Raw genomic sequence first — 10953 nt, 5'->3', positions numbered from 1 at the left:
AATCAACAATTTATCTTTAAAAAATTTTGGAAGAAGCGCACTTTCTAAATTTTTTAAAGATACCCTGCCTGTTATAAGATTTTCTTAACATTTCGGCTTAATTTGTACCATGCCAAAACCGTTATGGATACAATTCATACAAAGCATTGGCTTCCTGCTTTTGTATAATACCCTTTGGGCGCAGGCGTTATCTTTCCGGCAATTTTCTGTTGAGCAGGGGCTGCCGGGCTACAGTGTTATTTCTATTACACAGGATAAAAGAGGATTTATGTGGCTGGGCACCACAGAGGGGTTATGCAGGTACGACGGCATTCATTTTAAAACCTATAAAAGAAGCTCCGAAAACCCTTCGCTCATCTCTAACAATAATATCCTGTCTCTTTTTACCGATTCCAAAGGCTGGGTCTGGGCCGGCACTTCGGGCGGGCTGAACCGGTACAATGAAAAAAAAGACATATTTGAACAGGTGCTCCTAAACGGCAAAAACATGCACGTATTCTGTATTTGTGAAGATGTTAAAGGACAAATATGGGCGGGTGGATCGGGAGGACTGGTTCGAATAGATGGCGGAAAAACAATGCCTGTTAATGATTATCAAAATCATAATGTGAAAGCGATCTTTAAAGACAGCCAGGGAAAAATATGGATCGGCTCTGATAAAGGCGTCAGCGTTATTGAAACCAGGAACCATAAGACCGTTTTAACAGGGCTACACACATTGTTAGCAAAGCCCCTGCCGCCAGGGCTTCAAAACGTTACTTCTATTGCAGAAGATGCCCATCATACCATCTGGATCGGAACTCAAAATAACGGAGCCTATCGTTTCAATCCTCATTCCGGGAGCCTTACAAATTCCCAGGGCAATAGCGCAAGTAATCCCGGTCTCATTAATAATAATATCAGGCGCATCTTTTTAGATAAAAACAAAAACCTGTGGATCGGAACCCAGGAAGGTATCAGCATTATAAATCCTTCTACAGGCAGGTTTCAAAACATAACCCACAATTCCGCCAATAAAAGCAGCCTGAGCCAAAACTCTGTTCATAGTATCTTTCAGGATAATAATGGCTCTGTATGGGTGGGTACCTATTTTGGAGGAGTTAACCTGTGCTATGCTTACGATACCCGTTTTTCAACCATACAAAATGATGATAACGCCAACAGCATCAGCAATAATGTGATAAGCCGGATTGTTGAAAATAAAGACGGTAATTTGTGGATCGCCACAGAGGGGGGTGGACTTAACTTTTATAATAAAGCAACCCAAACCTTCCGCTTCTATAAACATGACTCCAAGAACGTTGCGTCTCTAAGCTCAAACCTGATAAAGGAGCTCTACCTTGACAAAGAAGACAATCTTTGGCTGGGTACACATGGTGGAGATTTAGACGTTTTAGCTTCCGGCACAGCAACATTTACAAGATATCCTATAAACACCAATACTTCTGCTGCAATAGAAATTTCTTCAATCACAGAAGACCGGAACCGGAATTTATGGATAGCATCCAATGCAGGGATGTACATTTTTAAAAAAAACGGCATTTCTTTAACTGCTCAGTTGCCTGTAAAATTTCCCTTAAGAAGTAACCCCAGATACTTGTACAGGGATAGCGATGATGACATCTGGATTGCTGCCAATGCAGGTTTATACTTTATACAGGAAGGTCATTTTAAAGAACTGGATAGCACCAGCATAATAAATTGCTTTAGAGAGGAGGAACCTGGTATAATATGGATGGGCACCAATGGCAGCGGGCTTTTAAAGTTCAATAAGAAAAACAAAACGTTACAGCGCGATAATCATCCCCTTTTACAATCTTTAAACATACTTGGTATTATAGGCGACAGCGATGGCTCTTTGTGGCTGAGCAGCAGTAAGGGGTTGATCCACTATTTTCCCCGTAATAAAAATTACCAGCTATACACCATCGGCGATGGTATTGCCGGAAACGAGTTTAATTATAACTCATTTCATAAGGGGCGAGATGGCCGGTTCTATTTTGGTGGTTTTAATGGCATAACCCACTTTCTTCCTGCTGAAATAAAAAAGAATTATTTTACAGCACCGCTTACTTTCACCGCATTAAAACAGGACAACAGAGAAGTAACAATAAATGATGCTGAAAGCATTTTAAAAGAAAATATTACATCTGCTCAAAAACTGGTATTTGCTTATGATCAGAATGTTTTTACCATTGAATTTGCTTTGCTGAACTATATAAAAAGTGAAAAAAATAAATACCAGTATAAACTGGAGGGCTTTGACAAAAACTGGAAAGAAACATCCGAAGGATCAGCCACTTATACCAATCTTCCACCCGGTCAGTATGCGTTTTTAGTTAAAGGGGCCAACAATGATGGGTTATGGAGCCGCAGTATTTCTATTATGATACATGTAAAGCCGCCATTCTGGCTTACCTGGTGGGCATATTGTATTTATGCGCTCTTCATTGCTGCCCTTGTTTTCATTATTGCCCGCTTTTTCTTCCTGCGGGAAGTATTAAAAAAAGAAGACGAGCTGCACCAGGCTAAGCTTAATTTTTTCACCAATGCTTCGCATGAAATACGCACACACCTTACGCTTATAATGGCGCCGGTAGAACGGCTGCTTTCTGAAAACAAAAAAGAGCGTTTCATACAACAGCAGCTTACACAGGTAAAAGCCAACACGCACCGGCTTTTAAGCCTTGTAAGTGAATTGATGGATTTCAGGAAGGCCGAAACCAATCACCTGCATTTACATCCCCGCCGGCAAAACCTCATTTCTTTTCTGCAGGAAATATACGAGAGCTTCAGGGAAATGTCGTTATCAAAAAACATCAGTATGTCCCTGGTGCACGATGAAGATTTTGTAGAGGTTAATTTTGATGAGCAGCAGCTGGAAAAAGTTTTCTTTAACCTGTTGGCCAATGCTTTTAAATTTACTTCAGAAGGGGGGAGAATAGGCCTGCATATATCATCGCGCGGCAGCAGCAATGTGGTAATTACGGTAACAGACAATGGGCGGGGTATAGCTCCCCAGTACCTGGAAAAGCTTTTCACTAATTTTTTCCAGGTCGCCGACCATGGCTTGCAAAATACCGGCTATGGTATTGGCCTGGCCCTTGCTAAAAACATTGTTGAGCTGCATAAAGGATCTATCTCGGTAGAAAGTATACCGTCGCAAAACAATAACGAAGGAAAAACCGTTTTTACCGTAACGCTGCCAAAAAATGCGCAGCTTGCCGCTGCACCAAAAATAAAACCGGAACCTGACAGTCATTCCATTCCGGAACTGGTTTCACTTTTTGTTGCACCAGAAAACAAAGCGGAAAACAATATATTATCAGGCCACAAAAAATACACCCTGCTTATTGCAGAGGATAATACCGAACTGGTACAACTGATCAAAGAAACGCTTGCTCCTTTGTATAATATTATTACAGCAGAAAATGGCCGGTTGGGGCTTGAGGCAGCACAATCGGAAATTCCGGACCTTATCATCAGCGATGTAATGATGCCCGAAATGGACGGCTTTGCTCTTTGCGAAAAGATACGGCAGGACGAAAGAACCTGTCATATTCCGGTAATATTACTCACAGCTAAAAGCACCCAAACCGACCAGGTTACAGGGTTACAGCAAGGCGCCGACCTGTATCTTACCAAACCATTCAACATAAAAGTTTTAGAGCTGAGCGTGCAAAACCTTTTAGCAGCGCGTGAGCGCATGAGGCAAAAAATGACGAAAGAGCTGGTGAGCCTGCCGGTTTCTAGCGGGGAAACACATTCGGGGAAAGAAATATTGTCAAATGATCTTGATAAGGCATTCCTCGAAAAAGTAATTCTTATCATCAATAAGCACATTGATAATCCCGAGTTTGGCGTAGACATGCTTTCCAGGAAAGTGGCTATGAGCGCTCCTGTTCTCTACAAAAAATTGCGGGCACTGACAAACATGTCTGTTAACGAATTTATCAAGCTGCAACGGTTTAAAAAAGCCGCAGAACTGCTGGCACAAAAAAGATTAACGGTCAATGAAGTTTCCTTTGCTGTGGGTTACGATGACCGAAAATATTTCAGCCGGGAGTTTAAAAAATATTTCGGGGTTCTGCCCAGCGAGTTCAGCGATAGCCCAAAGGAATTTAAATCATAGCCAGCCTTTAATTTTGAATGCGCCTATATCCCCTCCCGACAAGTCGGAGCGAAGGAAATATCGAAAATAAAAGATGATCAAAACGAATATAAGAGCCTGTTTAAAATTCATGGGTACGTAACATTTTTTGCTTAAGAGCTCGAAGCTATTTGAATGCCTTTATGAAATAAACATTTATTGCATTATCATAAAAGTGTATTTCCCTTTTAGCTGAGGGCTTTTACAAATCAGCCTTATCCTGTACAGCTCTTTACCCCAAACATTAGAAAGCCTTCTGTCTTCCAGCTTTATAGTATCTACCTGCACATCAAACAACTGTTTTGAATACGTAAGCGCTACCTGCTTTGCATCTTTCTGCAAAATCACCATACCTTCCTTATCCGTTGCCGGCTTTACTTCCACTAAAAAATTGATACTGGATGGCTGCTTTATTTCAGAAAGCTCAAACACGTCTTCTATTGTCAGCCATTTGGCCGACAGCGTATATGAACGCTTCCAGCTTTTTACAGCAGCCTCCTTACCATACGCGCCGTTTATAGCAAGGCTGAATTTATTTTTCTCTTTATCAAAACTTACATTGCGGGATTTATACATGGCCCCAAACTGTTGTGCCTCATCATTGATCATAGGTAAATTATGATAATTGCTTTGCATGGTCCAGATAGAATAGCGCTCACTGCTGAAAGTTTGCCGGGTATAAGTGCCTACACCGGCATCCACGAAAAACGGGATGGTATCAACATATAAAGAAAACGTTCCAACATCATTATGGTTATGGCTTTCATTATTATTTCCGCCTTTGGCCGCAAAAAAATAATGTGGGGTTCTCATATACAAAAACTCTGTTTGCGGGTACCAGGTATAAGGTGCCGATGGCAATGCTGGCTGTATATTGATAATTTCCTTATTATAAGTAATGCTTTGCAGGGTTCTGAACATATCCCGGCCTTCTCTGATCTGCATGTCATCGCCTTTTTGTTTTACCAGGTATGAAGCAAAGGCTTCCATTTCTTTACTGTTCACAGCTTTTCCAAACCGGTAGATAAGCGGTGCATCGCCGCCGCCTTTAGCCGAAGCATCGGCAAAGTTTACCACCCACCCGTTCCCTACATAGCTTCGTGAAATATATTCGCCCATGTTTTTAACAATAGGCTCTTTAAATATAGAGATCTTCCCCCCGGTTATATCATATAATATCTGCAGGTAGTCATACAGCTTCCCTGCCGCGTGCCCCCAATAGGAAGGGCCTTCCTCGCAGGCGCCATCATCTTTATTATAATTAATGAACTGGTCTACAGAGCGCATGGTTTTATACACGGCTTTCGCCAGCTTATCTTTATCCTCCTCCATTAGTGCGAACGCCTGCAGCACGTTGCTGTTACACCATACATTCCAGTTATTCACTACCTGCGACGGGCTTAATATAAAGCCCATCCACCAGAAATGATCCGCGCTCATATAAGGCTCCAGTATGCGCCGTTCTATTTCATCCTTCAATCGCTTAGCAATAAGCGGATCTGTTTTATCAAATTCCTTATTCAGGAAATAATAGATCCATGAAAACATAGACCCCACATCCCCGGCAACCAGGTCAATGATCTGCTGGTTATGATCAGGGAATTTTTTGTTATTTAATTGTATGGAAAGATGTGCAGACAAAGACCAGGTGGTCATTTCGCAGGCAGCAAATACACCGTTGATCAGCTGATCCGTAAACCGGCCTTTACCTTCGGCCATCTCGGCAAGAAAGAGCGCAGATATAGCATTGAGATTTTTATTATACGGTTCTTCCATTATTACGCGGGAGCCGCTCCTTGAAAATTCCAGGTAATTGGTGGCAGTTACTACCTGCCATTGATAGGCCAGGAATTTTTCGCCGGACTTTATAATATCCGTTTTATAATCACCTAAGAACCGCTTCCAGCCATCCCTGTCCTGGTAAGAAGGATAGGGGATCCACTTATCCTTAGATAGTAAAACACGCTTTATAAAATACTCGTCTCCCTGTTTTTGCAAAAGGTTCCTGGGCATCAGTGCTGCTGCATCAATATATAAAAAGATTATCAGTAAACCCAGTATTCCGGATTTTTTAAAAAAGCAAGCTATATTCACAATAAATATTTTCAGAGAAAGTTATTAAATATAAAAGACTTTTACCCCTATATTAAGAGAACAATCGTTTGCCCAACTTTTAATTACAGCATATGTCCAGCATTAAAAAGGAAGATATTCAACAGGAAATTTTTGATCTGTATGACGATTATGCACATAACCGTATCAACCGGCGGGATTTTGTGCAGAAACTTTCTGTATATGCTGTGGGGGGCTTATCGTATCATCGCTGATGAGTTTTTTAAACCTGGATAGCATAAAAATTTCTGTCAACACATCCCCTGTTCCAAAATCAGTATGGCATATGATGAATATCAGTATGGCTGGTTTGTATTACATGTACATTCGCTTTTACTCATTTTGATACTCCTTCAATGAAAGCTCTAAAAACGCTTCTTTTTACAGGCACATTTTTCTTAACCATATCTGCTACAGCCCAAAAGCAAACCATGCATTATGGCCAGGCATGGATGGGTTATATGACTTCGGTAAAGTTAACACCCAAAATTGCTATCTGGAATGATGTGCATTTTGATACGGAGAGCTTCTTTATTGCCCGTCATGGCATTTCTTATACTCCTCTAAAAAACGCAACATTTACCGGAGGTTACGCCTGGCTGTTTCTTACTACGCCCAATTCTACTTCTTTAACCCGGAAAGAGCACCGGCCCTGGGCACAGCTGGCGCTGACCATGCCAATGGAAAAAGGCTGGACGGTTCAAAACCGTATCCGTTATGATGCCCGTTTCAGGCAAAAGCTGTTGAACGGAGATGTTACAGATGGTTATACTTTTAACCACCGGCTACGCTACCTATTCAATATCAGGAAAAATGTGAACATGAATCTTTTTGGAGATGCCAGGAAATTTGTTTCACTCAATGATGAAATACTACTCAATTTTGGAAAAAATATCACCGGTAACAATCTTGATCAAAACCGGGCCAGCCTGTTCTTCGGAGTTTCCAAAGGCGATCATACTTTTCAGCTGGGTTATATGCATCGCTACGTGCCTCCTGCCAGCGGAAATTTGAATAAGCAATACCATACGGTAGTGCTATGGGTGAACAGTAATTTTGAAACAAGGAAATATAAGAGAGACCATGGTTCATAGTGAAGGTCTATGGCCGTTCTAAAGAACAAAAAATAATCCATTGTCCATCGTCTATCGACTACTATTACTAAAACTCCGCGCTCTTGGGGGTTCTGGGAAAAGCGATCACATCGCGGATATTACTCATGCCTGTTACAAACTGTATCATCCTTTCAAAGCCTAAACCAAAACCGGAGTGCGGTACTGTTCCGAAACGGCGGGTGTCCAGGTACCACCACAATTCTTCTTCGGGAATGTTCATCGCTTTCATTTTTTCGAGCAAAACATCCAACCGTTCTTCCCGCTGAGAGCCGCCTACAATTTCCCCGATGCCCGGAGCTAAAATATCCATTGCCGCTACAGTCTTTCCATCTTCATTAATACGCATGTAAAACGCTTTGATAGAAGCGGGGTAATTCATCAGGATAACAGGTTTCTTAAAATGCTTTTCTACCAGGTAACGCTCATGCTCACTCTGCAGGTCCATTCCCCAGCCGGTTACCGGATACTGGAATTTCTTCTTCTTATGATGATTGCTGTTGGCTAAAATATCGATCGCTTCGGTGTAGGTGAGCCGCTGAAAATCGTTGTTCAGCACAAATTCCAGCTTTTCGATCAAACCCATTTCGCTGCGCTTATCCTGCGGCAATTGTTTTTCTTCTTCGGCCAGGCGGCTCGCCAGAAAATCCAGGTCCTCCCGGTTGTTCTCCAACACATACCTGATGATATATTTAATAAACTCCTCAGCGAGGTTGGCATTATCTTCCAGGTCATAAAAAGCCATTTCCGGCTCTATCATCCAGAATTCGGCCAGGTGCCGGGCGGTATTGCTGTTCTCGGCACGGAAAGTAGGCCCGAAAGTATAGATCTCACCAAACGCAGTAGCACCTAACTCTCCCTCCAACTGGCCACTCACGGTTAAATTGGTCGATTTTCCAAAAAAATCCTCTTTAAAGTTAACAGAACCTTCTTCGTTACGCGGTGTTTGGTCAAAAGGCAAAGTGGTTACCCTGAACATTTCTCCGGCTCCTTCTGCGTCGCTGGCTGTAATAATAGGAGTGTGCAGGTATACAAAACCCTTTTCATTAAAAAACTGATGTATGGCAAATGCCAATGCATGCCTGGTACGGAACACCGCCGCAAACGTATTGGTACGGAATCGTAAATGGGCTTTTTCTCTTAAAAACTCCAGCGAATGCTTTTTAGGTTGAAGCGGGTATTTTTCTGCATCGCTATCGCCCAAAATTTCAATAATCCCGGCCTTTAATTCCATTTTCTGTCCTTTTCCAAGCGAGGGAACTACAGTTCCTGTAACTTTTAAAGAAGCAGAGGTTGTGACCCTTTTTAAAAGCGCTTCATCAAATTTACCCAGCTCAGCCACCACCTGCAGGTTGGTATTAGTGCTGCCGTCGTTCAGCGCAATAAACTGGTTATTGCGAAAAGTACGCACCCATCCCATTACAGTTACTTCCTGTGCCTCCCGATAGCTATCGGGATCCTGCGCTAAAAGTTCTTTTATCTTGATCCGCTTATTAAACATCGCTCTTTATTTTGGGCGGCAAAGATACTATTAATATGTACGACGTGAACGGCAATATCAGGTTTTTACAGCCGGATGCATTGTAAAATTCAGGACGAAGCCTTTCATAAACAGTCAACGACCCACTAAAAAGCAGATATTTTCCTTAATTTTTTTATTCAAATAATGATTTTTTTGATTTTGAATAAAAACATACTATTTTCGCAGTAAGAAATGACCCTAAGGCTTGTGATCATCTCTGCTAATTATTGATTTTCATTTCAATAAAATTTCGTCCAAAAAAAATTTTCTATTATTTTTTATTAATCACCATGCTAAAGCCGGTATTTGATTAATACAAGTTTACCCTTATGTATGATATTTTACAATTGAACGAAATGCTCGTTCCCGAACTGTTGGACATTGCCGATCAGTTGAACATTCCGGGTGCCAAAAACCTGGATAAACAAACCCTTGTTTACCGGATTTTAGACAATCAGGCAATTGCCGGTTCTAAAAGCGCGGCCACCGAAACAAAACCTAAAAGAAAACGCATCGTAAAAGCAACGACTTCTACAGGAACGGAAGAGGCTTTTATTGAAGATGACGGGATCTCTGAAGAAAACAGTAAAAAAGCCAAAGCCCCGGCTAAAAAAGCCAAGGCTCCGGCCAAAAAGAAGAAAGCCCCGGCTAAAAAAGAAGAAGAAGAACCGACGCCCGTTAAAGAAACCAAAAGTGCAGTAGAAAAGCCTGCGGATCCTGAAGATAAAGATTTCAGCATGGACCCGGCTACTGTTTCGTTTATAGAGCAGGCATTAAAAGCTACCGAAAAGTATACCAATCCTGCGCCGGTAATACCGGTAGCAGAAGAACCCGTTGTTAAAACGTTCGTTCCAAAAAAAGAAAAAGAAACAGCTTTTAATGTAGAATTTGACGGGATTATTTTAAGTGAAGGCGTTTTGGAAATGATGCCCGATGGTTATGGTTTTTTAAGATCGTCTGATTATAACTACCTGTCAAGCCCGGATGATGTATATGTTTCGCCCTCCCAGATAAAACTATTTGGCTTAAAGACCGGCGATACGGTGCATGGAGCGGTACGACCCCCCCGCGAAGGCGAAAAATATTTTGCCTTGCTGAAAGTGGATACCATCAATGGAAAAAGCCCGGAAGAAGTACGCGACCGTGTACCTTTCGACTATTTAACCCCGTTGTTCCCTTACGAAAAGCTGAACCTGTTTACCAGGCCATCTGATCTTTCTACCCGTATTATAGATCTTTTTACACCTATTGGGAAAGGCCAGCGTGGTTTAATTGTGGCCCAGCCTAAAACCGGTAAAACCATGTTGCTGAAAGCTGTGGCAAATGCCATTGCTGAAAATCATCCTGAATGTTACCTGATGGTAGTACTGGTAGATGAACGGCCGGAAGAGGTTACAGATATGGAGCGCAGTGTAAAAGCAGAAGTAATTGCTTCTACTTTTGACGAGCCTGCAGAAAAACACGTGAAGGTTTCTACGGTGGCTTTGCAAAAAGCGAAAAGGCTGGTAGAGTGCGGACATGACGTGGTGATCCTTTTAGACTCTATTACCCGTTTGGCCCGTGCCCATAATACGGTATCCCCTGCATCGGGCAAGGTATTGAGTGGTGGTGTGGAAGCCAATGCCATGCAAAAACCCAAACAGTTCTTCGGTGCTGCACGTAAAATCGAAAACGGCGGATCGCTTACTATCCTGGCTACTGCATTAATTGATACCGGCAGCAAAATGGATGAAGTGATCTTTGAAGAATTTAAGGGTACCGGTAATATGGAGCTGCAGCTCGACAGAAGGCTTTCCAATAAGCGTATTTACCCGGCTATAGATCTTACTGCATCTTCTACCCGCCGCGATGATCTTTTGTTAGACAAAGAAGTTCTGCAAAGAATGAACCTGCTTCGCGTATACCTGGCCGATATGAAAACAGAAGAAGCGATGACCGATTTGTTAAGACGCATGAAGGGAACCAAAAGCAACGAAGAGTTTTTAGCGAGTATGAACTCCTGAGAAACGCTTTTTTAATATGTATGAAAAAACCCGCGCCAGGCGCGGGTTTTTCAG

The 10953-nt window shown here is 42.1% G+C and carries 6 protein-coding genes; 4 read left to right on the top strand and 2 right to left on the bottom strand.

Features of this window, described 5'->3' with window-relative positions:
- Positions 1-109 precede the first annotated feature (109 nt).
- The gene (locus tag ACYVBM_RS08215; protein WP_460685158.1) at positions 110-4132 is read left to right on the top strand and encodes a hybrid sensor histidine kinase/response regulator transcription factor; all 4023 of its coding nucleotides are present in this window, start codon (positions 110-112) and stop codon (positions 4130-4132) included.
- Positions 4133-4306: 174 nt separating this feature from the next.
- On the opposite strand, the gene ACYVBM_RS08210 is transcribed toward ACYVBM_RS08215, so the two are convergent.
- Positions 4307-6244: a heparinase II/III domain-containing protein gene (locus ACYVBM_RS08210; RefSeq protein WP_460685157.1), complete on the bottom strand. Its 1938-nt coding sequence runs from the start codon at positions 6242-6244 to the stop codon at positions 4307-4309.
- 92 nt (positions 6245-6336) lie between these two features.
- Here ACYVBM_RS08210 and ACYVBM_RS08205 point away from each other — a divergent pair, with 92 nt between their 5' ends.
- The gene (locus ACYVBM_RS08205; protein WP_460685156.1) at positions 6337-6477 is read left to right on the top strand and encodes a hypothetical protein; all 141 of its coding nucleotides are present in this window, start codon (positions 6337-6339) and stop codon (positions 6475-6477) included.
- A gap of 141 nt (positions 6478-6618) precedes the next feature.
- Positions 6619-7356 carry a DUF2490 domain-containing protein gene (locus ACYVBM_RS08200; protein ID WP_460685155.1) on the top strand — a complete coding sequence of 246 codons (738 nt, stop codon included), beginning with the start codon at positions 6619-6621 and terminating at the stop codon, positions 7354-7356.
- A gap of 67 nt (positions 7357-7423) precedes the next feature.
- Here the strand turns inward: ACYVBM_RS08200 and asnS are convergent, their stop codons facing one another.
- Positions 7424-8875, bottom strand: a complete 1452-nt coding sequence (gene asnS / locus ACYVBM_RS08195; protein ID WP_460685154.1) for an asparagine--tRNA ligase — start codon at positions 8873-8875, stop codon at positions 7424-7426.
- A gap of 350 nt (positions 8876-9225) precedes the next feature.
- On the opposite strand from asnS, the gene rho reads away from it, so the two are divergent.
- A complete protein-coding gene (gene rho / locus ACYVBM_RS08190) occupies positions 9226-10899 on the top strand; it encodes a transcription termination factor Rho (protein ID WP_460685153.1) in 1674 nt (557 codons plus the stop codon).
- The last annotated feature ends 54 nt before the right edge of the window (positions 10900-10953 follow it).

It is taken from the genome of Niabella aquatica (genome assembly GCF_054779315.1).
Note: the sequence above shows the minus strand (reverse complement) of the source record. Positions and strands in the feature narration are given on the sequence as shown.

Bases quoted from the DNA above. Each gene is read 5' to 3' on its own strand.
- ACYVBM_RS08215 (WP_460685158.1), top strand. From the start codon at position 110: ATGCCAAAACCGTTATGGATACAATTCATACAAAGCATTGGCTTCCTG.
- ACYVBM_RS08205 (WP_460685156.1), top strand. From the start codon at position 6,337: ATGTCCAGCATTAAAAAGGAAGATATTCAACAGGAAATTTTTGATCTG.
- ACYVBM_RS08200 (WP_460685155.1), top strand. From the start codon at position 6,619: ATGAAAGCTCTAAAAACGCTTCTTTTTACAGGCACATTTTTCTTAACC.
- asnS (WP_460685154.1), bottom strand. From the start codon at position 8,875: ATGTTTAATAAGCGGATCAAGATAAAAGAACTTTTAGCGCAGGATCCC.
- rho (WP_460685153.1), top strand. From the start codon at position 9,226: ATGTATGATATTTTACAATTGAACGAAATGCTCGTTCCCGAACTGTTG.